At 72.7% G+C, this 26,989-nt stretch carries 28 protein-coding genes and 1 pseudogene; 6 read left to right on the top strand and 23 right to left on the bottom strand.

The annotated features are described in order from the left end of the window. Positions 1 to 16: 16 nt before the first annotated feature. From R2740_RS10085 to R2740_RS10075, 3 genes are all read right to left on the bottom strand, one after another. Positions 17 to 880 carry an alpha/beta fold hydrolase gene (locus R2740_RS10085; protein WP_371302548.1) on the bottom strand — a complete coding sequence of 288 codons (864 nt, stop codon included), beginning with the start codon at positions 878 to 880 and terminating at the stop codon, positions 17 to 19. 18 nt (positions 881 to 898) lie between these two features. After that, complete coding sequence (gene leuA, locus R2740_RS10080) at positions 899 to 2,626, bottom strand: 2-isopropylmalate synthase (RefSeq protein WP_371302547.1); 1,728 nt, start codon at positions 2,624 to 2,626, stop codon at positions 899 to 901. A 182-nt stretch (positions 2,627 to 2,808) separates the two neighbouring features. Then, positions 2,809 to 3,303: a hypothetical protein gene (locus R2740_RS10075; protein ID WP_371302546.1), complete on the bottom strand. Its 495-nt coding sequence runs from the start codon at positions 3,301 to 3,303 to the stop codon at positions 2,809 to 2,811. A 197-nt stretch (positions 3,304 to 3,500) separates the two neighbouring features. Between R2740_RS10075 and R2740_RS10070 the strand changes: the two genes are divergently transcribed. Continuing rightward, complete coding sequence (locus R2740_RS10070; RefSeq protein WP_371302545.1) at positions 3,501 to 4,361, top strand: septum formation family protein; 861 nt, start codon at positions 3,501 to 3,503, stop codon at positions 4,359 to 4,361. Further along, a complete protein-coding gene (locus R2740_RS10065; RefSeq protein ID WP_371302544.1) occupies positions 4,358 to 5,218 on the top strand; it encodes a septum formation family protein in 861 nt (286 codons plus the stop codon). The genes R2740_RS10070 and R2740_RS10065 overlap by 4 nt, the downstream gene beginning before the upstream one ends. A 16-nt stretch (positions 5,219 to 5,234) precedes the next feature. Here the strand turns inward: R2740_RS10065 and era are convergent, their stop codons facing one another. The 10 genes from era to R2740_RS10015 form a co-directional block, all read right to left on the bottom strand. Continuing rightward, a complete protein-coding gene (gene era / locus R2740_RS10060) occupies positions 5,235 to 6,158 on the bottom strand; it encodes a GTPase Era (protein ID WP_371302543.1) in 924 nt (307 codons plus the stop codon). Further along, on the bottom strand, positions 6,155 to 6,940 hold the full coding sequence (locus tag R2740_RS10055; protein WP_371302542.1) for a siderophore-interacting protein: 786 nt from the start codon (positions 6,938 to 6,940) through the stop codon (positions 6,155 to 6,157). Before R2740_RS10055 ends, era begins: the two co-directional genes overlap by 4 nt. Before the next feature lie 159 nt (positions 6,941 to 7,099). After that, positions 7,100 to 8,371, bottom strand: coding sequence for a class I SAM-dependent methyltransferase (locus R2740_RS10050; protein ID WP_371302541.1), 1,272 nt, complete (start codon positions 8,369 to 8,371; stop codon positions 7,100 to 7,102). Continuing rightward, complete coding sequence (locus R2740_RS10045) at positions 8,368 to 9,771, bottom strand: FAD-binding oxidoreductase (protein ID WP_371302540.1); 1,404 nt, start codon at positions 9,769 to 9,771, stop codon at positions 8,368 to 8,370. Before R2740_RS10045 ends, R2740_RS10050 begins: the two co-directional genes overlap by 4 nt. A 60-nt stretch (positions 9,772 to 9,831) precedes the next feature. Next, positions 9,832 to 10,191 (bottom strand): cytidine deaminase, encoded by a 360-nt coding sequence (locus R2740_RS10040; protein ID WP_371302539.1) that lies wholly within the window; start codon positions 10,189 to 10,191, stop codon positions 9,832 to 9,834. Continuing rightward, a complete protein-coding gene (locus tag R2740_RS10035) occupies positions 10,184 to 11,494 on the bottom strand; it encodes a hemolysin family protein (RefSeq protein WP_371302538.1) in 1,311 nt (436 codons plus the stop codon). Before R2740_RS10035 ends, R2740_RS10040 begins: the two co-directional genes overlap by 8 nt. A gap of 10 nt (positions 11,495 to 11,504) precedes the next feature. Then, positions 11,505 to 11,972: an rRNA maturation RNase YbeY gene (gene ybeY / locus R2740_RS10030; protein WP_371302537.1), complete on the bottom strand. Its 468-nt coding sequence runs from the start codon at positions 11,970 to 11,972 to the stop codon at positions 11,505 to 11,507. Further along, positions 11,969 to 13,012: a PhoH family protein gene (locus R2740_RS10025; RefSeq protein WP_371302536.1), complete on the bottom strand. Its 1,044-nt coding sequence runs from the start codon at positions 13,010 to 13,012 to the stop codon at positions 11,969 to 11,971. The genes ybeY and R2740_RS10025 overlap by 4 nt, the downstream gene beginning before the upstream one ends. A gap of 180 nt (positions 13,013 to 13,192) precedes the next feature. Continuing rightward, entirely contained in the window at positions 13,193 to 14,437 is a 1,245-nt protein-coding gene (locus R2740_RS10020) for a hypothetical protein (RefSeq protein ID WP_371302535.1), read from the bottom strand. Next, positions 14,434 to 14,787: an HIT domain-containing protein gene (locus R2740_RS10015; protein WP_371302534.1), complete on the bottom strand. Its 354-nt coding sequence runs from the start codon at positions 14,785 to 14,787 to the stop codon at positions 14,434 to 14,436. The genes R2740_RS10020 and R2740_RS10015 overlap by 4 nt, the downstream gene beginning before the upstream one ends. A 119-nt stretch (positions 14,788 to 14,906) precedes the next feature. Between R2740_RS10015 and R2740_RS10010 the strand changes: the two genes are divergently transcribed. Together R2740_RS10010 and R2740_RS10005 are read left to right on the top strand one after the other, a co-directional pair. Further along, positions 14,907 to 15,416, top strand: coding sequence for a SigE family RNA polymerase sigma factor (locus R2740_RS10010; protein ID WP_371302533.1), 510 nt, complete (start codon positions 14,907 to 14,909; stop codon positions 15,414 to 15,416). Then, the gene (locus tag R2740_RS10005) at positions 15,413 to 16,459 is read left to right on the top strand and encodes a Gmad2 immunoglobulin-like domain-containing protein (RefSeq protein WP_371302532.1); all 1,047 of its coding nucleotides are present in this window, start codon (positions 15,413 to 15,415) and stop codon (positions 16,457 to 16,459) included. Before R2740_RS10010 ends, R2740_RS10005 begins: the two co-directional genes overlap by 4 nt. A 74-nt stretch (positions 16,460 to 16,533) precedes the next feature. On the opposite strand, the gene R2740_RS10000 is transcribed toward R2740_RS10005, so the two are convergent. Genes R2740_RS10000 through hrcA form a run of 3 tightly spaced genes read right to left on the bottom strand, consistent with a single transcriptional unit; the run spans position 16,534 to position 19,493 of the window. After that, a complete protein-coding gene (locus R2740_RS10000; protein ID WP_371302531.1) occupies positions 16,534 to 17,274 on the bottom strand; it encodes a 16S rRNA (uracil(1498)-N(3))-methyltransferase in 741 nt (246 codons plus the stop codon). Continuing rightward, positions 17,274 to 18,425 (bottom strand): molecular chaperone DnaJ, encoded by a 1,152-nt coding sequence (dnaJ, locus tag R2740_RS09995; protein WP_371302530.1) that lies wholly within the window; start codon positions 18,423 to 18,425, stop codon positions 17,274 to 17,276. The genes R2740_RS10000 and dnaJ overlap by 1 nt, the downstream gene beginning before the upstream one ends. 39 nt (positions 18,426 to 18,464) lie before the next feature. Further along, positions 18,465 to 19,493, bottom strand: a complete 1,029-nt coding sequence (gene hrcA, locus R2740_RS09990; protein WP_371302529.1) for a heat-inducible transcriptional repressor HrcA — start codon at positions 19,491 to 19,493, stop codon at positions 18,465 to 18,467. A gap of 97 nt (positions 19,494 to 19,590) precedes the next feature. Here hrcA and R2740_RS09985 point away from each other — a divergent pair, with 97 nt between their 5' ends. Then, the gene (locus R2740_RS09985) at positions 19,591 to 20,439 is read left to right on the top strand and encodes an MBL fold metallo-hydrolase (RefSeq protein WP_371302528.1); all 849 of its coding nucleotides are present in this window, start codon (positions 19,591 to 19,593) and stop codon (positions 20,437 to 20,439) included. A 53-nt stretch (positions 20,440 to 20,492) separates the two neighbouring features. Beyond that, the gene (locus R2740_RS09980; protein WP_371302527.1) at positions 20,493 to 21,347 is read left to right on the top strand and encodes a DUF3097 domain-containing protein; all 855 of its coding nucleotides are present in this window, start codon (positions 20,493 to 20,495) and stop codon (positions 21,345 to 21,347) included. A gap of 18 nt (positions 21,348 to 21,365) precedes the next feature. Here R2740_RS09980 and R2740_RS09975 read toward each other — a convergent pair whose 3' ends face one another. From R2740_RS09975 to R2740_RS09945, 7 genes and pseudogenes are all read right to left on the bottom strand, one after another. After that, entirely contained in the window at positions 21,366 to 21,935 is a 570-nt protein-coding gene (locus R2740_RS09975) for a TM2 domain-containing protein (protein WP_371302526.1), read from the bottom strand. A gap of 35 nt (positions 21,936 to 21,970) precedes the next feature. After that, positions 21,971 to 23,185, bottom strand: a complete 1,215-nt coding sequence (gene hemW, locus R2740_RS09970; RefSeq protein WP_371302525.1) for a radical SAM family heme chaperone HemW — start codon at positions 23,183 to 23,185, stop codon at positions 21,971 to 21,973. Between the two features lie 44 nt (positions 23,186 to 23,229). Next, on the bottom strand, positions 23,230 to 23,766 hold the full coding sequence (locus tag R2740_RS09965; RefSeq protein WP_371302524.1) for a hypothetical protein: 537 nt from the start codon (positions 23,764 to 23,766) through the stop codon (positions 23,230 to 23,232). Between the two features lie 14 nt (positions 23,767 to 23,780). Continuing rightward, positions 23,781 to 25,046 carry a long-chain fatty acid--CoA ligase gene (locus tag R2740_RS09960; protein ID WP_371302523.1) on the bottom strand — a complete coding sequence of 422 codons (1,266 nt, stop codon included), beginning with the start codon at positions 25,044 to 25,046 and terminating at the stop codon, positions 23,781 to 23,783. A 121-nt stretch (positions 25,047 to 25,167) separates the two neighbouring features. After that, positions 25,168 to 25,980: a substrate-binding domain-containing protein gene (locus tag R2740_RS09955; protein ID WP_371302522.1), complete on the bottom strand. Its 813-nt coding sequence runs from the start codon at positions 25,978 to 25,980 to the stop codon at positions 25,168 to 25,170. Positions 25,981 to 26,065: 85 nt separating this feature from the next. After that, a pseudogene (locus tag R2740_RS09950) lies at positions 26,066 to 26,161 on the bottom strand (LacI family DNA-binding transcriptional regulator); the annotation flags it as partial. Positions 26,162 to 26,287: 126 nt separating this feature from the next. Next, positions 26,288 to 26,965, bottom strand: coding sequence for an MOSC domain-containing protein (locus R2740_RS09945; RefSeq protein WP_371302521.1), 678 nt, complete (start codon positions 26,963 to 26,965; stop codon positions 26,288 to 26,290). Positions 26,966 to 26,989: the final 24 nt, after the last annotated feature.

Genomic DNA, 26,989 nt, shown 5'->3' with positions numbered 1-26,989 from the left:
CGCACCATGGTGCCACTCAGGAGGTGGTACGACGGCGCCGACGCGGCGTTTCCCAGCAGGAGCGGGCGAACTCGACCGCCTCGGCGTCCAGCCGCTCGGGCGACGCCCGCCATTCGAGGAAGCTCCTGGCCTTGACGAAGCGCGCGTGCGGGAGCTCGTCGGCGAGCATCGCGGCGTCGGCCGCCGGGTGGATCGGGTCGGCCGGGTGACCGACGATCAGCGCCGGGGCGGTGATGGCGCGCCGCTGACGCGCGGTCGGCGCGACCATGCCGAAGAACAGCCCGTGCATCACCGCGGCCATCGCGTCGGGCCGCTGGTCGAGCGTGTCGAGCATGATGCCGGCCCAGAAGGGCACCAGCCCGCGGGGCACCGGACGGGTGAGCCCGCGCACCGCCCGCACCGTGAACGGCAGGTAGCGGGCCGCGAACATCAGCGGCCCGAACGCCATGATCCCCGCCTCCAGCGCGTTGTTGAGCACCGGCATCTCCAGCAGCAGCCCACGCACCCGGTCGGGGGCGTTGACCGCGACCGCGAGCGACACGTTGGCACCCAGCGAGGTGCCGCCCACGACCGCCGTCGGCGCTCCGAGATGGTCCAGCAGCGACACCACCTGGTGGGCGAACTCGCCGACGGAGTAGGCCAGGGGGTCCGCGGGACGGTCCGAGCGACCGTGGCCGAGCAGGTCCAGGGTCACCACGTGCAGCCCCTCGGCCGCCAGCGCGCGTGCCAACGGCTGGTGCATCCGACGCGGCATCAGCTGTCCGTGCAGCAGCACCACCCAGGCCTCGCCGGCGCCGTACTCGGTGTACTCCAGCCGGTCGCGCCCCGCCGGGGTGTCGAGGAAGAACTGGCCGACGCGCTCGGACACCAGGGTGGGCATGCGCGGCAGCCTAGTCGCTCAGCGGCTCCGGTTGACGGCGCTGATGACCGCCTTCAGCGAGGCGGTCACGATGTTGGCGTCGACGCCGACGCCCCAGAGCACCTGGCCACCGACGGCGCACTCGACGTAGGCGGCCGCCTGGGCGTCGCCGCCGGCCGACAGCGCATGCTCGGCATAGTCGAGCACGCGCACGTCGAAGTGGTGCTCCAGCCCGTTGATGGCGTCGCAGAACGCCGCGATCGGCCCGTTGCCGGTGCCCTCCAGGGTGCGCACCTCGCCGTCGACGTAGACGTTGACGGTGAGCGCGTCCTTCTCGCCGGCGGCGCTCGAGGTGTGCACGGAGTTGAGCCGCAGCGGCGCCTCGCGGTCGAGGTACTCGGCGGAGAAGATCCCCCAGATCTCCTCGGGGAGCACCTCGCCGCCCTGGTCGTCGGTGTGCTGCTGGATGACCCGGCTGAACTCGATCTGCGCCCGACGCGGGAGGTCGAGCTTGTGGTCGGTCTTGAGGATGTAGGCCACCCCGCCCTTGCCGGACTGGCTGTTGACCCGGATCACGGCCTCGTAGGTGCGGCCGACGTCGTGCGGGTCGATCGGGAGGTACGGCGCCTCCCAGGGCAGCTCGGACACCGGCACGCCCTGGTCCGCCGCCTGCCGGTCGAGGTCCTCCAGGCCCTTCTTGATGGCGTCCTGGTGGGAGCCGGAGAAGGCGGTGTAGACCAGGTCGCCCGCGTAGGGGTGGCGCGGGTGGACCGGCAGCTGGGTGCAGTACTCCACCGTGCGACGGATCTCGTCGATGTCGGAGAAGTCGATCTGCGGGTCGATGCCCTGGCTGAACAGGTTGAGGCCGAGGGTGACCAGGTCGACGTTGCCGGTGCGCTCGCCGTGGCCGAACAGGCAGCCCTCGACCCGGTCGGCGCCGGCCATCATCGCCAGCTCCGTCGCCGCCACGGCGGTGCCACGGTCGTTGTGGGGGTGCAGGCTGATGGTGGTGAACTCGCGCCGGGTGAGCTGCCGGGAGAACCACTCGATCTGGTCGGCGTAGACGTTGGGGGTGGCCATCTCGATGGTGGCCGGCAGGTTGAGGATGATCTCGCGACCGTCGTCGGGCTGCCAGACGTCGGAGACCGCCTCGCACACCTCCACGGAGAACGGCAGCTCGGTGCCGGTGAAGATCTCCGGGGAGTACTCGTAGCCGATGACGGTGGTGCCGAGGTTCTGCTCGGCGTACTTCATCACCATGGTGGTGCCGCGGACGGCGATGTCCTTGACCTCGTCCTTGCTGGCGTGGAACACCACCCGGCGGAAGAGCGGGGCCAGCGCGTTGTAGAGGTGGATGTTGGCGTGGTGGACGCCGACCAGGCTCTGCACGGTGCGCTCGATCAGGTCCTCGCGGGCCTGGGTGAGCACCGAGATCGTGACGTCCTCGGGCACCCGGTCCTGCTCGATGAGCTGGCGGACGAAGTCGAAGTCGGTCTGGCTCGCGCTCGGGAAGCCGACCTCGATCTCCTTGTAGCCCATCCGGACCAGGAGGTCGAACATCGTCATCTTGCGGGCGGGGGTCATCGGGTCGATGAGTGCCTGGTTGCCGTCGCGCAGGTCGGTGGAGAGCCAGCGCGGCGCCCGGGTCACGGGTCGCTCGGGCCAGGTGCGGTCGGGGAGCTCGATCGGCGGGAACGCGCGGTAGCGCTGGATCGGCATCCCGCTGGGACGCTGGGTGTTGACGAAGCCGGAGTGCTGGAGGGTCATGGTCTGATCGATTCGCTGGGAGCGGGGCCGGCGCGCCAGAACACTCCGCAGCGAGGGGGTCCGGCTGTCAGACCTCGCTACGGCAGCGAAGGAGGAGGCTGCGCGTCATGACGTGCAGACGCTACCACGCGGTGCGGTGCGGGTGGCATGGCGTCCACCCGCCCCGCACGCGTCGGTCCCGCTCAGGAGGTCATGCACTCCTGCAGCTTGGTGACCATGTCCGGAGCAGCGGACGTGGGGTCCTCGCCCTGGAAGGTGGCCGCGAGCACGTCGTGCATGACGTCGTCGCTGAACGCCTCCTTCACACAGGTGGCCGTCGCCTCGTCCATCGTGTCCAGCTGCATCTGGTCGTTGAGGAGCTCGGTGAGGTCGACGCAGTCGAGGAACGCGCTGGCCGCCGCGTCGGCGTCGTCGGCGGACATCTTGACGTCGCTCAGGCTCTCGTCGGTCTTGCCGTCCTCGGTGAGGATGCCGTACTTCTTCAGCTTGTCGACACCGATGTCGTCCACGAAGCCGCCCGCGATGCAGTCCGCCTCGCTCTGCTTGACCGAGAGCCCGCTGTCGGACGCCTTCATGATCGAGTCGGCGATGCTCTTCTTGGCCTCGTCGTCGCCGCCTCCGCAGCCCGAGACCACCAGCAGCAACGCGGCGGCCGCGCCGATCGTGCGCACCCTCATGTCATACCTCCCCGTGACCCGGCTGGGCCACGGCGGCACAACCTCGCGCGCTAGAACCTACCCCGGCGAGCCGGGTCGGAAACATCGGGGCGTCACCCGCCGCGGTGTCGGAACGGCCACGGCCCTCGGGCGCCGCCGGTAGCATCGGCGGCACGCCGACCCGCCTCGGAGCGCGGGTCACGACCACCGATCGAGGCATGGAGGACGAGGTGCCGTTCCGCGCGATCGGCGGCGCGCGCCGGCCCCGTCGTACGCCGCCCGCGGCAGCGTCGCTGGCCGCTGCCCTGCTGGCGACGCTGGCGCTGACCGGCTGCCAGTCCGACGCGACCGCACAGGGCTCGCACGCCGACCCCGCCCAGGTCGACGCCCTCGAGCCCCCCGAGACGGGCGAGTGCCGGCTGCTGACCCTCGCCGACGTCGACCGACCGAGCAACGCCACCGCGACCGTGCCCTGTGTCGACCCGCACACCGCGGAGACCTTCGCGGCGGGGTCGCTCCCCGCCGAGTTCGACGACGCCGCCTACGACGACCGGGGGCTCGGCTCCTTCGCCTACGACACCTGCGGACGGGAGTTCATGGACTTCCTCGGCGCCGACGAGAGCCTGTCGATGCGGACCATCCTGAGCTGGACCATGTTCCGGCCCTCCGAGACGGCCTGGGACCGTGGTGCGCGGTGGTACCGGTGCGACGTGATCGGCGGGGGCGCCCACAGCAAGACGCTGATCACCCTCCCCGACGAGGCGCGTGGCCTGTTGAAGAAGCCGGTCGACAAGTGGCTGGCGTGCGTCAAGGGACGCTCCGTCGACACGGCACCGCGCGTGCCGTGCTCGGACCGGCACACCTACCGCGCCGTCACCACGATCCGGCTCGGCAAGCCCGACGACGACTACCCCGGCGACAAGGTCGTGGCCCAGCGAACGCGGAGCTTCTGCGGCGACTCGGTGGCCGCCTGGCTGGGCTACCCGGCCCGCTACTCCTACGCCTACACCTGGTTCCCCGAGTCGGACTGGGACGCGGGCAACCGGAGGTCGGTGTGCTGGGCGAGGACCGACCAGTGAGCGGCACTCCCCGGCGTCGGTGGCTGCGCCGCGGCGGAGCGGTGGCCGTGCTGCTGGCGGCCGCGGTCGCCCTGGCCGGATGCAGCGGCGACCCGGGCGACCCGGCGACACCGAGCACCTCGCCGACGCCCAGCGCCACCCCGACCCGGCCACCCCGGGCCGAGGCGGCTCCGCGGCCGCAGGTGGGCGACTGCTACCGGCTCAGCTATGAGCAGGCGCTGGCGCCGACGAGCGAGGTCGACCCGGTCCGCTGTCGACGCGGTCACACCGCGGTCACCTACTACGTCGGCACCCTCGACCTGGTCGTCGACGGCCACCTGCTCGCCGTCGACGCCGCGCGGGTGCGCTCGCAGGCGGCCCAGGCGTGCCCGCGACGCCTCGCCGGCTATCTGGGCGGCACCGAGGAGCAGCTGCGGCTCAGCATGCTGCGGCCCGTCTGGTTCTCCCCCACGCTGGCCCAGTCGGACGAGGGCCAGGACTGGTTCCGCTGCGACGTGATCAGCCCCGGCGACGGACAGGAGCTGCACCGGCTGGGCGTGCCACCGCGACGCGCGCTGGCCACCGCGGCCGGGCGGACGGCGTACGGCGTCTGCGGCACGGCCGAGCCCGGCGCCGCCGGGTTCGAACGGGTGCCCTGTGCCGCCCGCCATCGCTGGCGGGCGGTGACCACCTATCAGCTGACCGGCAAGGCCTACCCCGGTCGTGCCGCGGTCCGGGCGGTGGCCGACGAGCGCTGTCAGGCGGTGGGCAAGGAGCGCGCCGACGACCCGCTGACCTATCGCTGGGGGTTCGACTACCCCACCGAGGCCCAGTGGCGCAGCGGGGTCCGCTACGGCCTCTGCTGGGTGCCGGACTGACCCGGTCCGCGGCCGCTCAGAAGCCGAGCTTGCGCAGCTGGCGCGGGTCGCGCTGCCAGTCCTTGGCCACCCTGACGTGCAGCGACAGGTGGACCGGGGTCCCGAGGAGGGCCTCGATCTGCTGGCGGGCGCGGGTGCCGACGTCCTTCAGCCGGGCACCGCGGTGCCCGATCACGATGCCCTTCTGGGAGTCGCGCTCGACATAGAGGTCGGCATAGATGTCGAGCAGCGGCTTGTCGTCGGGCCGTCCGTCCCGCAGGCCCATCTCCTCGACCACGACCGCGATGGAGTGCGGCAGCTCGTCGCGGACTCCCTCGAGCGCGGCCTCCCGGATCAGCTCGGCGGCGAGGATCTCCTCGGGCGCGTCGGTGAGGTCGCCGTCGGGGTAGAGCTGCGGGCCCTCCGGCATCAGCCCGACGAGCAGGTCGGCCAGCAGCTGCACCTGGTCGCCCGACACGGCCGACACCGGCACGATCTCGGCCCACTCGGTGCCGGTCTGCTCGCCGAGCGCCGCGATGTCGGACAGGTGCTCGGCGATCCGGTCGGGGCTCGCCAGGTCGGTCTTGGTGGCGACGGCGACGCGGATGGTCCGGCGTACCTTGGCGAGCTCGGTGACCAGGAACCGGTCTCCCGGGCCGATCTTCTCATCGGCGGGGAAGCACACCGCGACCACGTCGACCTCCGACCAGGTGGCCATCACCAGGTCGTTGAGCCGCTCCCCGAGCAGGGTCCGCGGTCGGTGCAGCCCGGGGGTGTCGACCAGGATCAGCTGCGCGTCGGGTCGGTGCACGATGCCGCGAACCACGGTGCGGGTGGTCTGCGGGCGTGAGCTGGTGATCACCACCTTGGTGCCGACCAGGGCGTTGGTGAGCGTGGACTTGCCGGCATTGGGGCGGCCGACGAAGCAGGCGAACCCGCTGCGGAACTCCGGCTGGCTCATCGGCTCTCCTGCTGGGCCTGGGCGGCGTCGTAGTCGGCCCAGATCTCGTCGTCGGACTTCCCCGCCGCCTTGCCGGCACGCCACACGGGGCCGGGGTCGACGGCGCGCGGCTGCCGGACGGCGCCACCGCGCCAGTAGCCCATCACGTCGTACGACGCCGACGGCAGGCGGCGGACCCGCATCAGGTGCTTGCGGATCGCCCGCATCTGCCCGGACTCGCCGGCCATCCAGAAGTAGCCCTCCCCCACCGGCCAGTCGATCCCCTCGACCACGGCGGCCAGGTCGCTCCGCCCCGGCGCGGGAGGCCGCAGCCAGGCCACCTCGGCGCTCTCGGGAAGGTAGCCGGGCAGGTCGTCGGGCACCTCCGCCCAGATCCTGGTCGGGATGCCGGGCATCGACTCCGCGATCCGGGCCATCGCCGGCAGTGCGGTCAGGTCGCCGACCAGCAGCAGCCACGCCGACCCGGCCGGCGGCGCGAAGGAGCCCTTGGGGTCGGTGACCGTGACCTCGTCTCCCACGCAGTCGCGGCTCGCCCACTCGGTGACCAGGCCCTCGTCGTGCACCACCACGTCGAGAGTCAGCTCGCCGCCGGCCCAGCGGCGAACGGTGTAGTAGCGGCTCTGGAACTGTCCCGGCACCACCAGCCCGACCCACTCGTCGGGGATGCCCGTGCTGGTCCAGCCGGCCAGACCGTCGCCGGCCAGCACCAGGCGCAGGAGATGCTCCGAGAGTCGCTCCCGGGAGCACACCTGCGCGGCGTAGGTCTGGGCGCGGGTGCTCACCGGCTCAGGCTACCGACCGCCGCCGCACGCAGGTCGCGCGACCATTTCCCGCAGGTCGCGCGACCATTTCCCGCACGCAGGTCGCGCGACCATTTCCCGCACGTCGCGCGACCATTTCCCGCAGGTCGCGCGACCATTTCACGCATGTCGCGGTCGGGGTCACCAGGTGGGGCGCAGCGGGAAGCCGTCGTCGCCCTGCTCGTCGGTCTTGGTGGCCAGCACGTGGTGGAGCTGGATCTGGTTGCGCTCGAAGCCGACGCGGGAGCCGGCCATGTAGAGACCCCACACCCGCGCGGTGCCCTCCCCCACCTCCGCGACGCACTCGTCCCACCGGTCGACCAGGTTCTGGCACCAGCCGGCGAGGGTCAGGGCGTAGTGGCGGCGGAAGTTCTCCTCGTGCATGACCTCCAGGCCGGTGTCCTGCACGGCCGTGATGATCCTGCCCGAGCCGGTCAGCTCCCCGTCGGGGAAGACGTAGCGGTCGATGAACTCGCCGGTCTCCTGCTTGCGGTTGTGCGACCGGGTGATGCAGTGGTTGAGCAGCCGGCCCTGGGGGCGCAGCCGGTCGCGCAGGAAGGAGAAGTACGCCGGGTAGTTGCGCACGCCGATGTGCTCGGTGAGGCCGATCGAGCTGACCGCGTCGAAGCCGGACTCGGCGACGTCGCGGTAGTCGGAGTGGCGCACCTCGGCCAGGTCGCCGAGACCGTCGCGGTCGATGGCCTCCTTGGCCCACGAGGCCTGCTGCAGCGACAGCGTCACGCCCAGCGCCTTGACGCCGTACTCCTTGGCGGCGTGGCGGACCATGCCGCCCCAGCCGCAGCCGACGTCGAGCAGCCGGTCCCCGGGCTTGAGGTCGAGCTTGCGGCAGACCAGGTCGTACTTCTCCCGCTGCGCCTCCTCGAGGGTGGCGTCGGCGTCGGGGTAGACCGCGCAGGTGTAGGTCATCGACGGGCCGAGGACCAGCTCGTAGAACCGGTTGGAGACGTCGTAGTGGTGCGAGATCGCGGTGGCGTCACGTCCGAGCGAGTGGCGCAGCCCGTCGAGGGTGCGCCGCCAGCGGGGCACCCGCTCCTCGGCCGGCGGGGCCGGCGGGCGCAGGTTGGAGAGGCCCAGGGAGCGGAGCACGGCGACCGCCTCGCCCGCGCTGGGGCGACGGAACCGCAGCTTGTCCTGGAGGAGCAGCAGCGCACGGTAGGGGTCGCCGGGGTGCACCCCGCCGATCTCCAGGTCACCGGAGACGTAGGCGCGCGCCATCCCGAGGTCGCCGGGGGCGGTCATCAGGTAGGACAGCCCGCGCTGGGTGCGCAGGTCCAGCGTGATGCCGGAGTCCTCCGGTCCGGTCGCGCTGCCGTCGTAGGCCGTGAACCGCACCGGCATGCCGGCCGCGAGCATGGTCTCGACCGCCTCGGCGATCGACGCCTTCGTGGTCATCGTCTCTTCACCACCTTGTCGTACATGGACGTGAGCCTGTCGTCGGGGTCGTAACGCCCCTTGACGACGGCCAGATTCCCCCCGTCGTACAGATCGTCGAACGTCTCCCGGTCGTAGAACGCCTCGGAGTAGAGCGACTTGTGGCCACCCAGCCGGGTGACCTCGGCCTCGATCGCCCGGTTGAGCGGACCCTCGGACGCCTCGGGGCCGACGTGCACCGTGCCCCAGAACCCCGCGTTGACGTAGGTCGTCCCCGGCGCGAGCGGGTACGACGGCCAGCGCCGCGGACCGTCGTCGCCCTCACGCAGCCGGAGCGGGCACAGCCACACCGGCCGCATGCCGACCGCGTCGTCGAACCAGGACAGGAACTCCGGCAGCCGGTCGACGGGGACCTCGACGTCCTGGATCACCCGCTCCCGCTCGGGTCGGCCGGCGCGGGCGTCGAGCCGCTTCATCAGGCCGACCCGCTGGTCGAGGGTGACCATCCGGTAGTAGACGTCGGAGCGACGCCAGCGCCGCGGCCAGAACCGTCGGGCCACGGGATGCTGGGCGCCGAAGGCCGCGGAGCACCAGAACCAGTCGGTGTCCCACCGCCACAGATAGTCGTAGGCGGTCAGCAGGTCGGTCTCGCGCTCCTGCAGCGAGCGGTAGAAGATCTGCTGACCGGTGTAGTCGCTGGGCCGCGAGGGCGTGCCGGGCGCCTCGCCGGCGTCGGCCACCCAGCGGGCGAGGGTCAGGTAGAGCTCGTCGGGGGCGAACGCCACCCCGTCGAGCCCGTCGACCGGCTGTCCCTCCCAGACGCGGCTGTCGACGATCTCGGCCACCGTCTTGGCCAGCTGAGCGGGGTCGTCGAAGCGCAGGTGCCGCAGCGCCACGAGCCGGCCGATCGGCTCGAGCTCGATGCGCAGCCGGGTGGCGTAGCCGAGCGAGCCGTAGGAGTTGGGGAAGGTCGCGAAGAGGTCCGCGTGCTCGTTGTCGGGCGTCGCGGTGACCACCTCGCCGGCGCCGGTGAAGACGTCCATCTCGAGGACCGACTCGTGCGGCAGCCCGTTGCGGAAGCTGGTCGACTCGATGCCCAGCCCGGTGACCGCGCCGCCGAGGGTGATGGTGCGCAGCTGTGGCACCACCAGCGGGATCAGGCCGTAGGGCAGGGTCGCGTCGACCAGGTCCTCGTAGGTGCACATCCCCTGCACGTCGGCGGTGCGGCCGACCGGGTCGAGGGAGATGACGCCGGTGAGCCCGCCGACGTCGAGCCCGGGTGCCTGCGCCACCTGGCGCGGCCGGAACAGGTTGGAGGTCTGCTTGGCGAGCCGGACCGGGGCATCGTCGGGCAGCGCGCGGTACGACGCCCGGAGACGCTGCACGGCGCGGTCGTGCTCGGTCATCCCCACGACGGCCACCCGGCCTACTCTGCTGCATCCCCGGTCAGGAGCCAAGGGGTGGGTCGGTCTCGGCGGCTCTCAGGTCGTGGTGGACTGCGCGAGGGTCCCGCGCGCATCCCCGCGGTGTACGACGACCCCACCGCCGCCGAGGTCGGTGACGGCGGCCAGGTCGTCGGGGTCGAGCGCCCCGGCCCCGGTGAGCACCACGGCGGCCTCGAGGCCCCGTGACCCCGAGGCCAGCGCCATCGCCACGCACACCTGCAGCGCCGACAGCCGCAGCGACGGGAGGTCGACGGTGGCGGCGGCGTAGGTGCGGCCGTCGGTGTCGCGGACCGCGGCACATTCGGCCGCCCCGACCCGGGCCCGGGTGGCCCGGGCCAGCGTCACCAGCTTGGCGTCCTCGGCGGACAGGGGCGTCTCGCCGGCGCTGTCAGTCATGCGCGCCAGCGTAGCCAGCGACGTCGGCGTCGGCGGTGGGCGCCCGGCTGATCAGCACGGTGCCGATCTTGTTGCGTCGGCCGATCGCCTCCTCGGCCTGGAACCGCAGGCCCTCCACCTCGACGTGGGAGCCCGGGATCGGCACGCGACCGAGGTGCTTGGCCAGCAGCCCGCCGACGCTGTCGACGTCCTCGTCGTCGATGTCGACACCGAACAGCTCGTCGAGGTCGCCGATCGAGAACCGCGACGAGACGCGGACACAGTCGTGGTCGACCTGCTCGACCTCGACCTCGTCGGTGTCGTACTCGTCGGAGATCTCGCCGACGATCTCCTCGAGCACGTCCTCGATGGTGACCAGCCCGGCCGTGCCGCCGTACTCGTCGACGACGATCGCGACGTGCTGGCGCATCGCCTGCATCTCCGAGAGCAGCGCGTCGACCGGCTTGGACTCGGGCACGAAGTGGGCCGGCCGCATCACCTCACCCACCCGCTGCGTGGTCTCGACGTCGGGGGCCTCGAAGTCGCGGCGCACCAGGTCCTTGAGGTAGGCGAAGCCGAGCACGTCGTCGAGGTTCTCGCCGATCACCGGCAGGCGGGAGAAGCCGCTGCGCAGGAACAGCGACATCGTCTGCCGGAGGTTCTTGTGGCGCTCGATGTAGACCACGTCGTTGCGGGGCACCATCACCTCGCGGACCACGGTGTCGCCGAGCTCGAAGACGCTGTGGATCATCTTCCGCTCGCCCGACTCGATCAGCTGCGAGGCCTCGGCCAGGTCGACCAGCTCGCGCAGCTCGGTCTCGGTGGAGAACGGTCCCTCGCGGAAACCGCGGCCCGGGGTGATCGCGTTGCCGACCAGGATGAGCAGCCGCGGGATCGGGCCGAGGATCGTGGTGACCGCGGTGAGCGGTCCGGCGGTCGCCAGCGCCACCGGCTCGGGATGCTGGCGCCCGAGGGTGCGCGGCGCCACGCCGATGACCACGAACGACACCACGAGCATGGACCCGACCGAGGTCAGCACCGCGGGCCACCAGCGACCGCCCCAGGCGTCGTAGGCGAACAGCGTGACCAGCACGATCGCCGAGATCTCGCACAGCAGCCGCAGCAGCAGCGCGGTGTTGAGGTAGCGCGGCGAATCGGACAGCAGGCGGACCAGCCGGCGCGAGCCGGCCCGGCCCTCGTCGGCGAGCTCGTGGGCCCGCGCGGGGCTGAACGACGCCAGCGCGGCGTCGGCGGCCGAGAACAGCCCGGCGAACAGCACCAGGCCGGCCGCCGCGAGCAGCAGCCAGACGTCTCCGGAGGTCATCGTCGGCTCGTCATGCCTCGGCGGCCGCGGCCTCGCGGCGCCACTCGTCGAGGAGCCTGGCCTGCAGCCCGAACATCTCGGCGTGCTCGTCGGGCTCGGCGTGGTCGTAGCCCAGCAGGTGCAGGATGCCGTGCACGGTCAGCAGCTCGATCTCGGCCTCGGTGGCGTGCCCCGCCTCGGCGGCCTGCCGCGCGGCGACCGCCGGGCAGAGCACCAGGTCGCCCAGCACCCCCTCCTCGGGCTCCTCGTCGACCAGCCCCGGGCGCAGCTCGTCCATCGGGAAGGCCAGCACGTCGGTGGGCCCCTGCTTGTCCATCCACTGCTCGTTGAGGCTCGCGATGGTGGCCTCGTCGACCGCCTTGACGCACAGCTCGGCCATCGGGTGGACGCGCATCCGGTCCATCACGAACCGGGCCAGCCGAGCCAGCCCGCGGACGTCGAGTCCGGCGCCGGACTCGTCGAGCACCTCGATGCTCACGAGCGGCGGTCCTGGGCCGCGCGGTTGCCCCGTCGGGGGTCGGCGCTGCGCGGCCCGGTGTCGCGGGACGCGTCGTAGACGTCGTACGCCGCGACGATGCGGCCGACCAGCCGGTGCCGCACGACGTCGCCGGCGTCGAGCCGGTTGAAGACGACGTCCTCGACGCCGTCGAGGATCTCCTCGACGACCTTGAGCCCGGAGCGGGTGCCGCCGGGGAGGTCGATCTGGGTGACGTCTCCGGTCACCACGATCTTGGAGCCGAAGCCGAGCCGGGTGAGGAACATCTTCATCTGCTCCGGCGAGGTGTTCTGCGCCTCGTCGAGGATGATGAACGCGTCGTTGAGGGTGCGGCCGCGCATGTAGGCCAGCGGCGCGACCTCGATGGTGCCGGCCGCGAGCAGCTTGGGGATCGACTCGGGGTCGACCATGTCGTGGAGCGCGTCGTAGAGCGGCCGGAGGTAGGGGTCGATCTTCTCGCTGAGCGTGCCGGGGAGGTAGCCCAGCCGCTCGCCGGCCTCGACCGCCGGGCGGGTGAGGATGATCCGGGTGACCTGCTTGGCCTGCAGCGCCTGCACCGCCTTGGCCATCGCCAGGTAGGTCTTGCCGGTGCCGGCCGGGCCGATGCCGAAGGTGATCGTGTGCTGGTCGATGGAGTCGACGTAGCGCTTCTGGTTGAGCGTCTTGGGCCGGATCGTGCGGCCGCGGTTGGAGAGGATGTTGAGCGAGAGCACCTCGGCGGGCCGCTCGGTCGTCTCGGCGCGCAGCATGCCGGCGACCCTCTCCACGGTCTCGGTGGTGACTCCCTGGCCGGTGCGCAGGATCGCGACCAGCTCGTCGACCAGCCGCTCGACCAGCGCCACCTCGGCGGGCTCGCCGTGCAGGGTCACCCGGTTGCCGCGCACGTGGATCTCGGCGTCGAACTCACGCTCGATGAGGGCCAGGTGCTCGTCGCCGGGGCCGAGCACGCTGACCATGTTGATGCTGGAGGGCACGACCACGACGTGCTTGGCGACGCCGGTGTGCGTGGGCGAGTCAGTCATGCAGGGCCCGGGTGGGGCGGCCTTTCTTCGCTGGGAGCCGGTGGACCGCGGCCTGGTGCGGGAACGCCCAGATCGCGCTCTCCATGCTACGGGAGCCCGCCCGGCCGGCCCACCCGGTTTGCGCGAGGCGTCGCAGACGGGGACATGACGCGTCGCAGACGGGGACGCGAGGCGGCGAGGTCAGGGCCGGGTGACCGACAGGATGCCCAGGCACATCTCGTCGGTGGTGCCCTCGCCCCAGACGACGTACTTGTCCGGCTGACCCTCGAACGACGGCAGCCGGTCACGCAGCCACTGGACGTGCCGACAGGTGACCGTGACCGTGTCGAACGGGTGGAGCTGGATCGGGTCGATCGGCTTGGCGCCCTGGTCGTCGAAGTCCCAGACCGGGATGTCGAGGATGGTCCGGGCGTCGGGTCTGCCCTTGTTGACCTCGATGGTGATCGAGCGCCCGAGCAGGTGCATGTGCCCCGCGACCGCGCGCACCGTCGTGGGCTGGCCGATCGTGCGGGTGCAGGTCTGGACGTTGCCGGGTCGGATCTCCTTGCCGCAGACCAGGTGCAGCAGGTCGGCAGTGTTGCCGGCCGCCCCGAAGCGGGCCTTGGTGTCGGCGACGGCCGCGGCACGCTCGCAGAGCGGGCCGTCGGCATGCGCGGGTCGGCACGGCAGCTCGACCGGCGCAGGGAGGAGCATCGTCTGGAGCGGTGTGAGGTCGGCCGAGGCAGGGGCCACACGCAACAGCGTGCGCGAGGTGTCCGCACCGGTGCCGGCGAGCAGGTTGTAGTGGACCTGCATCACGATCTGCGAGCCCTTCTCGAGCTTGACGCCGTAGCCCGGCGCCTGCACCGACTCCTTGCCGCCGGGAGCCCAGGCGCCCAGCCAGGGAGCGTTGTCGAGGCCCGGGCCGGTCTCCAGGCCGCTGTTGCCGAAGCAGGTCCAGCCCTCGCCCTCGGTCTGCGCGTCGAGCTGCTCGGCCTTGGCGACCTGCTCGGGCGGCACCCGGAACAGGATGACGTGGTGGACGACCTCGGTGTTGCCGGGCTGCACGAAGGTGCCGGTCAGGAACACGTCCTTGGCCAACTGGGGGTCGAGCAGGAAGCAGCGGTAGTCGTCGGTGCCGACGCCACTCGGCGCCGAGGGGGTGTACGACGCCGGCATGGTCAGCGTCAGCCGGCGCTCGCCGGCGCGCAGCTTCTTGGGCTTCCACGCCTCGATCGGGTGGTCGTCGGAGGCCCAGGCGGGCTCGGTGTGCTCGGCCGCGTCGGTGCCGCTGGGGTGGTCGTGCGGCATCAGCGCGTCGAGCGCGTCGTGGGTGTGGTCGCTCGCGGCGGGGTCGGTCGCGCTGCCGGCCGCGGAGCAGGCGGTCAGGCCGACGAGGAGTGCGGCCGCGAGGGCCCGGCGGGAAGTCGCGCTGGAGCGACTCATCCGGGCGGCCAGGTCATCGATCGCCCACCGAGCAGGTGCAGGTGGGCGTGGAAGACCGACTGGCCCACGCCGGTGCCGGTGTTGAACACCAGCCGGTAGTGGCCGTCCAGGCCCTCGGCGTCGGCCACCGCGGCGGCCGCGGTCACGAGCTCCGCGGCGGCCTCGGGCGCGGCGGCGGCCAGCGCGGCGGCGTTGGCGTGGTGGGCCGTCGGCACGAACAGCACGTGCACGGGCGCCTGTGGCGCGACGTCGCGGAACCCGACGACGGCCTCGCCGCGGTGCACGATCTCTGCGGGGATCTCGCCCGCGACGATGCGGCAGAACAGGCAGTCGCTCTCCCCGGTGGCCATGCCGACACTGTAGACGCGACGCGCGCCCGGCCGGGTAAACCTCCACGTCACCTCGCGCGTGGAACTAGCGTGAGGACCCATGAGCGACAGCGGCCGGCGGCGCGCGTGACCGCGGAGTCGTGGGGGCCGACGAGGCCCTCGAGCAGCTGTACGCCGCCCACTGGCGCTCGCTGGTGCGGCTCGCCGCCCTGCTCGTGCGCGACCTCGGCACGGCCGAGGAGGTCACCCAGGACGCCTTCGTCGCCGTGCACGCGCGGTGGCAGCGACTGCGCGACCCCGACCGGGCGCTGGCCTACCTGCGACGCTCCGTGGTCAACGGGTCGCGCACGGTGCTGCGGCATCGGGGCGTGGTGGCCCGGCACATGGAGCGGCAAGGGCCGCCGGCTGACGGTCCGCCGGCGGACGCCCGGCTGGTGGACCTCGATCGTCGCCGTGCGGTGCTCGACGCGATGGCCACGCTGCCCCAGCGGCAGCGCGAGGTGATCGCCCTGCGTCACTATGCGGAGCTCTCCGAGGCAGAGATCGCGGACACGCTCGGCATCTCCCGCGGGGCGGTCAAGAGCCACGCCTCGCGCGGCTCGGCGGCCCTGAGGGAGCGACTGTCAGACCTGTGGGAGGAGCGGCCATGAGCGCCGAGGACCGACTGACGCAGCTGGTGCGGGACGCCGCGGAGAGCGTCGACCCGGGCGAGCGGCTGGGCGCCATCCGCGCCCGGGCGGGTGCGGAGGCTGCGCGGAAGCGTCGACGCGTCTGGTGGACCGTCGGCGGCGCGTCGCTCGCGACGGCCGCGGCGGTGGCGGTGGTGGCCGTCGCGGCCGGCGTACCAGGGGCCGAGCGGGCCGACGAGGCCGGCCCCGCGGGCAGTCCGACCGACATCCCGTCGGGCACCTTCACGCTCGAGGCCACCCCCAGCGCGGGGCCGAGCCCCATCAGCCCACCCCTGGCGCTCGCGATCCCGGTCTACCTGGTCGGCGACACGCCAACGGGCCCTCGCCTGTATCGGGAGTTCCAGTCCGGTCGCGGCGACGACCAGCCCACCGAGGCCGCCCGGCGCGCGGTCGAGGGCCCGCCTCTGGATCCCGACTACCGCACCGGCTGGCCCGACGGGAGCGCGGTCGTGATGACCGAGTGGGCCGGACACCAGGCGATCCTGGTCGACGTCCACGGCGACGGGGTCGACCTGTCGGTGCGCCCCGCGGGCATGACCGCCCAGGAGGCCCGGCTGGCGATCCAGCAGGTGGTGTTCTCCGTGCAGGGCGCGGCGAAGGAGCGGCTGCCCGTCCAGATCCTGCTCGACGGCAAGGCCTCCCCGACCGTGCTCGGCGTACCGATGGACGAGCCGGTCGACCGCGACCCGGACCTGCTGGCGCTGGTCAACGTCACCACGCCGGAGCAGGGCCAGGTCATCACCGGGAGCACGCTGGAGGCCTCGGGGGTCGCCAACTCCTTCGAGGCCACCGTCGGCTGGGACATCCTCGACGCCGACGGCACCACCGTGCTCACCGGCTCCGCGATGGCCGAGGGGGCCTACGACCGGCTCTACCCCTGGGCGACGGACATCGACGTCTCCGGCCTGGCACCGGGCGACTACACCTTCGTGGCCCGCACCGACGTCTCGAGCACCGAGGGCCCGGGCCCCACCGAGGACACCAAGGACTTCACCATCGACTGACCCGTCCACGATCGTTTGCTGCAGAAGGCCCCGCGACACGCCGACAACGCGGGCAGATCGCAGCAAACGATGGGTCAGCGCCAGCGGGAGGTCTGGGCGAGCAGGGCGGCGACGGCCGCGACGCCGGCGGTGGAGGTGCGCAGCACCTCGGCACCCAGACGGCAGTCGACCGCGCCGGCGTCCGACAACAGCGCGACCTCGTCGTCGCTCAACCCGCCCTCGGGGCCGACCACCATCACGATCCGACCCGCGGCCGGCACCTCCAGCGACGCCAGCGGCGCCGAGGCCGCCTCGTGCAGGACGACGGCGAGGTCGGCTCCCTCGACGAGCCCGGCCAGGTCGGCCGTCGCCGCCAGTGACGCCACCTCGGGGAACCACGCCCGGCGCGACTGCTTGGCGGCCTCGCGCGCGGTGGCCCGCCACTTGGCGAGGGACTTCCCGACGCGCTCGCCCCGCCAGACCGCGACCGACCGGGAGGCGGCCCACGGCACCACGACGTCGACGCCGACCTCGGTGAGCACCTCGACGGCCAGCTCCCCGCGGTCGCCCTTCGGCAGCGCCTGGACGACGGTGACGGCCGGCTCCGGCCGCGCCACCCGCGTCACGGTCTCGGCCACGGCCGTCAGCTCCCGCTTGCCGGTGACCTCGACCACGGCCTCCACCCACGACCCCCGGCCGTCGGTGAGCGCGACCCGCTCCCCCACCCGGAGCCGGCGTACGACGACCGCGTGGTGCGCCTCGTCACCGGTCAGCACGACCCGGTCTCCCGCGGCGACCCCGACGAGGTCCGGAGCCAGGTGGACCGGCAGGCTCATCAGCCGTTGAACGCGTCGCGGAACCGGCTGAAGACCGACTTGTGCGAGGCCTTCATCGACCCCGAGGGCGCCTCCTCGTCGCGGATCGCCGCGAGCTCGCGGAGCAGCTCCTCCTGCCGCGGGTCGAGCCTGGTCGGCGTCTCCACGAGCACGGTCACCACCAGGTCGCCCCGGCCGCCCCGGAGCCCGGGCACGCCGAGGCCGCGCAGCGTCTGCTCGGTGCCCGACTGGGTGCCCGGCCGCAGGTCGAGCTCGAAGCTGGTGTCGGTGCGCGACTCGGCATCGGGCAGGTCGGCCTCGAGGGTGGGCAGCGTGAGCGTGGTGCCCAGGGCGGCCGCGGTCATCGGCACGGTCACCGCGCAGCGCAGGTCGGCACCGGCCCGCGAGAAGGTCTCGTGCGGCGCCACGTGGATCTCGACGTAGAGGTCGCCGGCGGGGCCGCCCCCCGGCCCGATCTCGCCCTGGCCGGCGAGCTGCACCCGGGTGCCGGTGTCGACGCCGGCCGGGATCTTGACGTTGAGCGCACGGCGAGACCGCACCCGGCCCTCGCCGGAGCACTCGCGGCACGGCTCGGGGATGATCGAGCCGTAGCCCCGACAGGCCGGGCAGGGCCGGAGCGTGCGGATCTCGCCGAGCAGCGAGCGCTGCACGTGGGCCACCTCGCCGGTCGCCTGGCAGGTCTCGCACGGCACCGGCTGGCTGCCCGCGGCGGCGCCCGAGCCGCGGCACGCGGTGCAGAGCACGGCGGTGTCGACCTTGAGCTCACGAGTGACGCCGAACGCCGCCTCGGCGAGCTCGACCTCGAGCCGGATCAGGGCGTCCTGGCCACGGCGTACCCGCGGCCGCGGACCGCGCGAGGCCCCCTGTCCGCCTCCGAAGAAGGCGTCCATGATGTCGGTGAACGAGAAGCCCGCGCCCTGACCGAAGCCGGCCCCGTCGAAGACGTCGCCGCCGCGGTCGTAGGCCGCCCGCTTCTGGGGGTCCGACAGCACCTCGTAGGCCATCGTGACCTCCTTGAACCGCTCCTGGGTCGCGGGGTCGGGGTTCACGTCGGGGTGCAGCTGACGGGCGAGCCGCCGATAGGCCTTCTTGATCGTGTCGGCGTCCGCGTCGCGCGGCACGTCGAGGATCGCGTAGAGGTCCTGGCTCACGGGGTTCCTTCTCGGTCGTGGGAATGCTCGGTGACGGGCTCAGGCCTCGTCGAGGATGCGGGAGACGTAGCGAGCCACCGCGCGTACGGCGGCCATGGTGCCGGGGTAGTCCATGCGGGTGGGGCCGACGATGCCGAGCGTCGCCAGCGCCTCGTCACCGGGGCCGTAGCCGCTGGCCACGACGCTGGTCGCCGACAGCTCCTGGTAGGGGCCCTCGTGGCCGATCCGCACGGTGACGGCGTCGCCGGTGTGCGCCTCGCCGAGCAGCTTGAGCAGCACGACGTGCTCCTCCAGCGCCTCGAGCAGCGGCCGCACCGCGGAGTCGAAGCTGTCGCCGTAGCGGGCCAGGTTGGCGGCTCCGCCGACGGCGACGCGCTGGTCGGAGCGGTGGTCGGACATCGCCTCGCAGAGCGCGGCCACCACGTCGTCGGTCACGTCTCGGTCGAGGCCGCCGGCCGTCTCGGGCGCACGCAGCGCCTGCAGCGCCGCGCCCGCGTCGGCGATCACCTCGCCGACCGTCGCCCGCAGCACCGTGGAGCGCAGCTCGGCCAGCTGCTCCTCGGTGATCGGCCGGTCGACCTCCACCAGCCGCTGCTCGACCCGGCCGGTGCTGAGGATCAGCACCAGCAGCAGCCGGCTCTCGGTCAGGGCGATCACGTCGATGTGCCGGACCGTGGAGCGCGAGAGCGTGGGGTACTGCACGACGGCGACCTGGCGGGTCAGCTGCGAGAGCAGCCGCACCGAGCGGTGCACGACGTCGTCGAGGTCGACCGCCTCGTCGAGGAAGGTGGCGATCGCGCGCCGCTCGGCCGAGCTCATCGGCTTGACCGTGGTCAGCCGGTCGACGAACAGCCGGTAGCCCTTGTCGGTGGGCACCCGCCCGGCGCTGGTGTGCGGCTGGGCGATGTAGCCCTCGTCCTCGAGCGCCGCCATGTCGTTGCGAACGGTGGCCGGGGAGACCCCGAGCCCGTGCCGCTCGACGAGGGCCTTGGAGCCGACCGGCTCCTCGGTCGCGACGTAGTCCTCGACGATGGCGCGCAGGACGTCGAGCTTGCGGTCGTCCGACACGTCCCGACACCTCCCTCACGCCCAGCCTCGGGCCAGCCCTGCCTCGCCGGACTGGCACTCGTCGCCACTGAGTGCCAAGCCTACTAGGCTCGCGCCCATGAGCGGCTTCATCGAGGTGGCCGACCGGGTCTGGGTGGCGCGCTACCCCTGGTGGGACGCCAATGTCACCGTGGTCGCGGGGTCCGCCGGTCTGGTCGTGGTCGACACGCACGCCTCCACCGCCGCGGGGCGCGCCGTGGTGGCCGACGTACGCCGGCTGGGCGCGGGCGAGGTGACCGCCGTGGTCAACACCCACTGGCACTTCGACCACACCTTCGGCAACGCGGCCTTCCGCGAGGCGTTCCCCGGCGTCCCGATCCATGCCACCGAGGAGGCGCAGCGCAACCTCGTCGAGTGGGGCGAGGAGGCGCGCGCCCGTCGGGCCGACGATGAGCCCGATCGCCGCGAGGAGCTGCTGGCCACCGAGCTGGTGCCGCCCGACACGACCTTCTCCTCGGCCGCGGCGCTGGACCTCGGCGACCGGCTGGTGGAGCTGGCCTTCCCGGGTCGCGGACACACCGCCGGCGACCTGGTGGTGCGGGTCCCCGACGCCGACGTGGTGCTCGCCGGCGATCTGGTGGAGGAGTCCGGTCCGCCGTGGTTCAACACCGACGCCTGGCCGCTGGAGTGGCCGGCCACCGTCGACGTGGTCGCCGGACTGCTGACCGGGAACACCGTGGTGGTGCCCGGCCACGGAGTGCCGGTCGACCGCGACTTCGTCATCTCCCAGGGGCTCGACCTGGCCCGGGTGTCGCGCACCATCCAGGAGCTCGCAGCCGCGGGCGTGCCGGCCGACCGGGCGCTCGCCGAGGGCGAGTGGCCCTGGCCGCGTGAGCACCTCGCGGAGGCCGTGACCTGCGGCTACGCGCAGCTGCCCCCGGAGGCGAAGCGACTGCCGCTGGCCTGAGCCGTCGGCGCGCCGCCCCGACACCGGGGGCGGCCGGCCCTAGCGTTGCCTCGGTGACCACCCGGCTTCCCGACCGCTACGGCTCCGACGTGCTCGCCGGCGACTGGCGGGCTCCGGCCCGCGGCCGTGCGACCGACGTCGAGGCCGAGGTCGGCATGGTCGTCGAGGAGGTCAGCGCCGACTGGGTCGGCGAGATCGTGGCCGTCGAGCGCGACCTGCGCACCCTCACCCTCGAGGACCGCCGGGGCAAGCGCCGCACCTTCCCGCTCGGGCCGGGCTTCCTGCTCGAGGGCCGACCCGTGGTGCTGCTCCCGCCCGTACGCCGGCGGGCGCCCGCCGCTCCCACCCGCACGGCGTCCGGCTCGGTCGCGGTGCCCGACGCCCGGGCCCGGGTGGCCCGAGCCAGCCGGATCTTCGTCGAGGGCCGCCACGACGCCGAGCTCGTGGAGAAGGTCTGGGGCGACGACCTGCGGGTCGAGGGCGTCGTCGTGGAGTACCTCGGTGGGGTCGACGACCTGGCCGCCGAGCTCGCCGACTTCGCCCCCGGCCCCGGCCGGCGCGTGGGCGTGCTGGTCGACCACCTCGTCGCCGGCAGCAAGGAGAGCCGGATCGCCGAGGAGGTCCGGCGCTCGACGCTGGGGCAGCACGTGCTGGTCGTCGGCCACCCGTTCATCGACATCTGGCAGGCGGTGCGACCCGAGCGGCTCGGGCTGAGCGCCTGGCCCGAGGTGCCCCGCGACGAGGACTGGAAGCGCGGCACCTGCCGGCGTCTCGGCTGGCCGCACGACGACCAGGCCGACCTCGCTCGAGCCTGGCAGCACATCCTCTCCCGGGTGTCGTCGTGGCACGACCTCGACCCGGCCCTGCTCGGCAGGGTCGAGGAGCTGATCGACTTCGTGACCGGGTGACCCGGCGCCGACGTCGGGTCAGCTGCGCAGCGGTCGTCCGTAGGAGTCGAGCGTGTTGTCGTTGACGAGGATCATGATCCCGTCGATGAACGGCCACAACGAGCCGATGCCGCAGGTCACCAGGGCGACGATCAGCTGGATCACGCCGGTCTGGGTGTCGCCGATGTACATCCGGCCGATGCCGAAGGGCACCAGGATCTGCAGCAGCCCAGCGACCAGCTTGGACTTGTCGGAGTAGGGCACGCCGGTGACCGGGTGGACGCCGTAGGGAGCGCCCGGGTGCGGCGGGGGGTAGCCCGGGGCGGCGCCGTACGCCGGCGGGGGCGGCGGGTAGCCCGGCGCGCCGTACGGCGGCGGCTGACCGTAGCCGGGCTGGCCCTGACCCTGCTGCTGCCCCGGCTGGCCCTGCCCCGGGTAGCCCTGCCCCGGCTGGCCGTAGCCCGGCTGGGGGCCCGCTGCCGGGGCGCCGTACGGCGCCGTCGGCTGCTCGGTCGGCGGCGGAGAGGTCGGCGGCTCGGCGGGGGTGCCCGCAGCGGAGGACGAGGGGTCGTGCGGGTCGGGCGTGGTGGCGTCGGGTCCGGTCGTCACGCCCTCACCCTACGGCGACCAGACCGCGGCGAGCGTCAGGGCAGCAGCCGACGCACCACCGCGTCGGCCAGGAGCCGGCCGGGACGGGTGAGCACCAACCGATCGCCGCGGAGCGAGACCAGGCCCTCCTCGGCCAGTGCGGGCACCTGGGCCGACCCCGCGTCGCCGAGCACCGCGACGTCCAGCCCGCTGCTCAGCCGGAGCTCCAACAGCACTCGCTCGACCCTGCGGGTCTCGGCGTCCAGCACCTCGCGCGCCGCCGCGGGGCTCCGGCCGGCCGCGAGTCGCTCGGCGTACGCCGCCGGGTGGCGGAGGTTCCACCAGCGGGTGCCGCCGACGTGGGAGTGCGCGCCCGGGCCGACGCCCCACCAGTCGGCACCGGTCCAGTAGAGCTCGTTGTGCCGGCAGCGGGCGGCGTCGTCGCGGGCCCAGTTGGACAGCTCGTACCACGCCAGCCCCCCGGCCCCGAGGAGCCCGTCGGCGAGCAGGTACTTGTCGGCGAGGTCGTCGTCGTCGGGAGGCGGCAGCTCGCCGCGTCGCACCCGACGGGCCATGGCGGTGCCGTCCTCCACGATGAGCGCGTAGGCCGACACGTGGTCGGGACCGCAGGCCAGCGCGGCCTCCAGGGAGCGTCTCCAGTCGTCGGGCGTCTCGCCCGGGGTGCCGTAGATGAGGTCCAGGCTGACCTGCTCGAAGCCGGCCTCGCGCGCCCAGCCCACGGCGCGCGGCACCCGGGCCGGGTCGTGGGTGCGGTCCAGGGTGGCCAGCACCGACGGCACCGCCGACTGCATGCCGAACGACACCCGGGTGAAGCCGGCCGCGCGCAGGGCCGCCAGCGACTCGGGCGAGACCGAGTCGGGGTTGGCCTCGGTGGTCACCTCGGCGTCGTCGACCAGGCCGAGCTCCGACCGCACCGCATCGAGCACTGCGGCCAGCTGGTCGGTCGCCAGCAGGGTCGGCGTGCCGCCGCCGACGAAGACCGTGCTCGCCGGCGGCGGCTCGCCCAGCACCCGCCGGGCCAGCCGGACCTCGGCCACCGCCGCGTTGGCGTACGACGCCTGCGAGGCGCCGGGCGCGCTCCCCAGCTCCGCGGCGGTGTAGGTGTTGAAGTCGCAGTAGCCACACCGCACCGCGCAGAACGGCACGTGGACGTAGACGCCTAGCGGTCGCTCGCCCAGGCCGGCCAGCGCCGACTCCGGCAGCGAGCCGTCGTGCGGCGCGGGGTCGCCGTCGGGCAGGGCGCTGGGCACCCGGTCATCGTGTCAGACGGCACCCGGGAGCCCCGGGCCCGCGGTCAGCTGTAGAAGCCGTCGATCACGTCGCTGTAGTTGGTCTCCACCACGTTGCGCTTGACCTTCATCGACGGGGTCAGCTCGCCCGACTCCACCGAGAGGTCATGGTCGAGCAGCTCCCACTTCTTGATCGTCTCCCAGCGGTTGAGCTGGGTGTTGAGCTCGTCGATGTAGCCCGACACCAGCTGGCGGCAGGCGTCGGAGGCGACGATCTCGGCATAGTCACCCGAGATGCCCTCGCCCTTGGCCCAGTCGCTGATCGCGTCGGGGTCGAGGGTCACCAACGCGACGCAGAAGTTGCGCTCGTTGCCGAACACCATGAACTGGCTCGCGTAGGGGCAGATCGCCTTGAACTTCGACTCGATGGCCGGTGGCGCGATGTACTTGCCACCGGAGGTCTTGAAGAGCTCCTTGATCCGGCCGGTGATCCGCAGCATCCCGTCGTCGTCGAGTGCGCCCTTGTCGCCCGTGCGCAGCCAGCCGTCGTCGGTGAGGTTGGCCGCCGTCTCCTCGGGCAGGTTGTGGTAGCCCTCCATCACGCCGGGCCCCTTGATCAGGATCTCGTCGCCCTCGCCGAGCTTGACCTCGCTGCCCGGGAAGACCGGGCCGACGGTGCCGAAGCGGTAGTTCTGGGGTGGTTGACGAACGACCCCGCAGACGTCTCGGTGAGGCCGTATCCCTCGAGGATGACGATGCCGGCGGCGTGGAACCACTCGGCGATGTCGCGGTTGAGCGCGGCGGCGCCGGAGATGAAGAACCGGACCCGGCCGCCGAAGCGCTCCCGGACCTTGCTGAACACCAGCTTGTCGAAGAGTCCGTGCTGCAGCTTGAGGGTCAGGGGGACGGGCTTGCCCTCGAAGGTGAGCTGGTCGACCTTCTTGCCGACCTCGAAGGCCTTGAGGAAGATCTTCTCCTTGGCGCCACCCTCGGCCTGCTGCATGGTGATGATGCGCGCGTGGGCCTTCTCGAAGATGCGGGGGGCCGCGCCCATGAACGTCGGCTGGACGACGCCGAGGTTCTCCACGATCTTGTCGACCCGGCCGTCGATGGCGGCGGCGAAGCCGCAGGCCATCTGGGTCGACATCAGCACCTTGCCGAAGGAGTGCGCCATCGGCAGCCACCGGAACTCGAGATCGGTCTCGTCGAGGATGTCCTGAGCCCTGATCGCCTCGCCCTCGTAGACCCACGACACGTGCCGCAGCCGCACACCCTTGGGCCGTCCGGTGGTGCCCGAGGTGTAGATGAGGGTGGCCAGCTGGTCGGGCGTGATGGCCGCGGCCGCCTCCTTCATGGCGTCGGGGTGCTCGGCGAGGTAGGCCTCCCCGAGCTTCTCGAGATCGGCGAGGCCGATCACCCAGTCGCCGTCGGAGGCGCCGTCGAAGGTGACCACCTTGGCCAGCGCCGGCAGCTCGGCCTTGCGCGCGGACAGCTTGGCGATCTGGTCGTCGTCCTCGGCGAACACCACGCGGCACTCGGAGTCGCTCAGGATGTACGCCGTGTCCTCCTCGTTGGTCGAGGGGTAGACGGTGGTCGTGGCGGCGCCGGCACACATGACCGCCAGGTCGGCGAGGATCCACTCGTAGCGCGTGCCCGAGGCGATGCCGACGCGCTGCTCCGACTCGATGCCGAGCGCCATCAGCCCCGCGGCCAGCCGGGCCACCCGGTCGCCGGCCTCCTTCCAGGTCACCGACTCCCACGCCTCGCCCACCGGATAGCGGAACGCCTCACGTTGCGGGGAGCTGGCCACCCGGTCCCAGAACTGCACCGCCACGTTGGCGGACATGTTCTCGACAAAGCTTGCATCGACGTGGTTGGCCATGACACTCCCTGCGCTGGGGCCGCGCGCCGCTGCGCGACCTTCGGACCTAGGTCTGGTCCGTAACCTAGTTCACCAGGTTACGGACCGGTAGCACCGCGAGGTCACGACTGCGCGACGCCCGTCATCGGGCGGGGCTGATCTCCCCGGACCCGCGCGCGACGATCGTGGTCGGCACCACCTCGACCCGGGCGGGTCCCTCGTCGCCGTCCAGGCGGGACAGCAGCATGTCGATGGCCAGCTCACCCTCCGTCACCACCGCCTGCTTGACACAGGTGACGCCGGGCTCGAGGAGGTCGGCCGTCGGGAAGTCGTCGAAGCCGACCAGGCCCACTCGGTCGCGGAGGTCGAGGTAGCGCAGGGCTCGGACGGCGCCGACGGTGAGCACGTTGCGCGCGGTGAACAGCGCGGTGGGCGGCTCGTCGAGGGACAGCATCTGGGTGACGGCCGCGCGGGCGTCGTCCTCCGTGCGGACGCCGGTTCGCACCAGGGCGTCGTCCAGGGTGAGGCCACCGGCGTCGAGGGCGTCGCGATAGCCGGCCAGCCGTTCGGTCGCCGTGCTGATCGACGGGTCGTCACCGAGGAAGCCGATCCGCCGGTGCCCGAACGACGCGAGGTGGCGCACCGCGTGGGCGGCCCCGGCCCGGTTGTCGGCGACCACGGCGTCCAGGGCCATGCCTCGGGGAGCGCGGTCGACCAGGACGACCGCGAGACCGGCGTGGACCTCGGGCATCAGGTAGCCCTGGTCGTCGGTGGCCGGCATCAGGATCAGGCCGTCGATCCGCCGTTCGACAAGGCCGTTGACCAGGTCGCGCTCGCGCTCCGCCTCCTCGTCCAGGCTGGCCGAGATCACCACGACGCCGCGAGTCCGTGCCCGCGCCTCGACCGCCCGCAGGAGCTCGGCGCAGTAGTCGTTGCCGAGGTCCTGCACCAGCATCCCGATCGAGGCGGTACGCCGCCCCCGCCGTAGGTTGCTCGCAGCCAGGTTGTGACGGTAGCCGAGCCGCCCCGGCGTCGCGGACCCTGAGGGCCAGCTCCTCCGAGACGCCGGGCTCCCCGTTGACCACACGGGAGACGGTCTTGAGCGACACGCCGGCCAGCGCCGCCACCTGCTGCATGGTCGCTCTGCCGTGGGGCACGCCGTCTCCTGACTGCCAGACCGACCGGTCCCGCGTGATCGCGGGACCGTCGTCGGCCCGCGCAGTGACAACGGTGTCACATCGGGGCGTGACCCCTCGACAGGCTCAGGCCTCGGGACGGGAGCCGTGGGCTGCCTCACCGGCCGGCGACGTACTCCTCGGCGGTTCGTCGTGCCTGCTCGACCAGCCCGTCGACCTCGAGCAGGCGCGGCAGCAGGACCGGTCGGTCGTCAGCGCCCGGAACATCGTCGCGACGGTGACCCCATGTCCCGGTCGATGGACGACGTCCACCGCGTCGCCGGCCTCGACCAGGCCCTCCTCGACCACCCGGAGGTAGGGGCCGGGACGACCCTCGGCGGTGAACCTCTTCACCCAGCCGCGGTTGTCGAAGCCGCACTCGCCCTGCCAGCCCTTGAAGTCGTTGCAGGGGATCCGGACCGAGGCGACCTCGAAGACGGCGGAGCCGATGGACCAGCGCTCTCCTACTTCGGCCTCGTTGACATCCAGGCCCTGGGTGGTGAGGTTCTCGCCGAACTGACCGTCGCGGACCGGGGCCCCGAGCAGCTCGGACCAGCGGTCGAGGTCCTCGCGCGCGAAGGCATAGACGGCCTGGTCGACGCCGCCGTGGTGGCGGGTGTCGGTGACCTGGTCGCCGTCGAGCCCGAGACTGGTGACCAGGACCGGACCCGCGACCGCGTGCTTGTCGATGGAGCTGCGACCCAGGCCGGCCCAGGCCCACTCCTGGGGTCGGCCGACGTTGACGCTGACGATGCGAGCGCTCATGGGTCCCATCCTGGCAACTCCGGC

This window comes from Nocardioides sp., from assembly GCF_041393715.1.
GTDB lineage: Bacteria > Actinomycetota > Actinomycetes > Propionibacteriales > Nocardioidaceae > Nocardioides.
Note: the sequence above shows the minus strand (reverse complement) of the source record. Positions and strands in the feature narration are given on the sequence as shown.

Excerpts from the sequence above, each read along its gene's own strand:
- R2740_RS10085 (WP_371302548.1), bottom strand. The coding sequence starts at position 880 with ATGCCCACCCTGGTGTCCGAGCGCGTCGGCCAGTTCTTCCTCGACACC.
- leuA (WP_371302547.1), bottom strand. The coding sequence starts at position 2,626 with ATGACCCTCCAGCACTCCGGCTTCGTCAACACCCAGCGTCCCAGCGGG.
- R2740_RS10075 (WP_371302546.1), bottom strand. The coding sequence starts at position 3,303 with ATGAGGGTGCGCACGATCGGCGCGGCCGCCGCGTTGCTGCTGGTGGTC.
- R2740_RS10070 (WP_371302545.1), top strand. The coding sequence starts at position 3,501 with ATGGAGGACGAGGTGCCGTTCCGCGCGATCGGCGGCGCGCGCCGGCCC.
- era (WP_371302543.1), bottom strand. The coding sequence starts at position 6,158 with ATGAGCCAGCCGGAGTTCCGCAGCGGGTTCGCCTGCTTCGTCGGCCGC.
- R2740_RS10050 (WP_371302541.1), bottom strand. The coding sequence starts at position 8,371 with ATGACCACGAAGGCGTCGATCGCCGAGGCGGTCGAGACCATGCTCGCG.
- R2740_RS10040 (WP_371302539.1), bottom strand. The coding sequence starts at position 10,191 with ATGACTGACAGCGCCGGCGAGACGCCCCTGTCCGCCGAGGACGCCAAG.
- R2740_RS10035 (WP_371302538.1), bottom strand. The coding sequence starts at position 11,494 with ATGACCTCCGGAGACGTCTGGCTGCTGCTCGCGGCGGCCGGCCTGGTG.
- R2740_RS10025 (WP_371302536.1), bottom strand. The coding sequence starts at position 13,012 with ATGACTGACTCGCCCACGCACACCGGCGTCGCCAAGCACGTCGTGGTC.
- R2740_RS10020 (WP_371302535.1), bottom strand. The coding sequence starts at position 14,437 with ATGAGTCGCTCCAGCGCGACTTCCCGCCGGGCCCTCGCGGCCGCACTC.
- R2740_RS10015 (WP_371302534.1), bottom strand. The coding sequence starts at position 14,787 with ATGGCCACCGGGGAGAGCGACTGCCTGTTCTGCCGCATCGTCGCGGGC.
- R2740_RS10005 (WP_371302532.1), top strand. The coding sequence starts at position 15,413 with ATGAGCGCCGAGGACCGACTGACGCAGCTGGTGCGGGACGCCGCGGAG.
- R2740_RS10000 (WP_371302531.1), bottom strand. The coding sequence starts at position 17,274 with ATGAGCCTGCCGGTCCACCTGGCTCCGGACCTCGTCGGGGTCGCCGCG.
- R2740_RS09985 (WP_371302528.1), top strand. The coding sequence starts at position 19,591 with ATGAGCGGCTTCATCGAGGTGGCCGACCGGGTCTGGGTGGCGCGCTAC.
- R2740_RS09960 (WP_371302523.1), bottom strand. The coding sequence starts at position 25,046 with ATGGCCAACCACGTCGATGCAAGCTTTGTCGAGAACATGTCCGCCAAC.
- R2740_RS09955 (WP_371302522.1), bottom strand. The coding sequence starts at position 25,980 with ATGCTGGTGCAGGACCTCGGCAACGACTACTGCGCCGAGCTCCTGCGG.
- R2740_RS09945 (WP_371302521.1), bottom strand. The coding sequence starts at position 26,965 with ATGAGCGCTCGCATCGTCAGCGTCAACGTCGGCCGACCCCAGGAGTGG.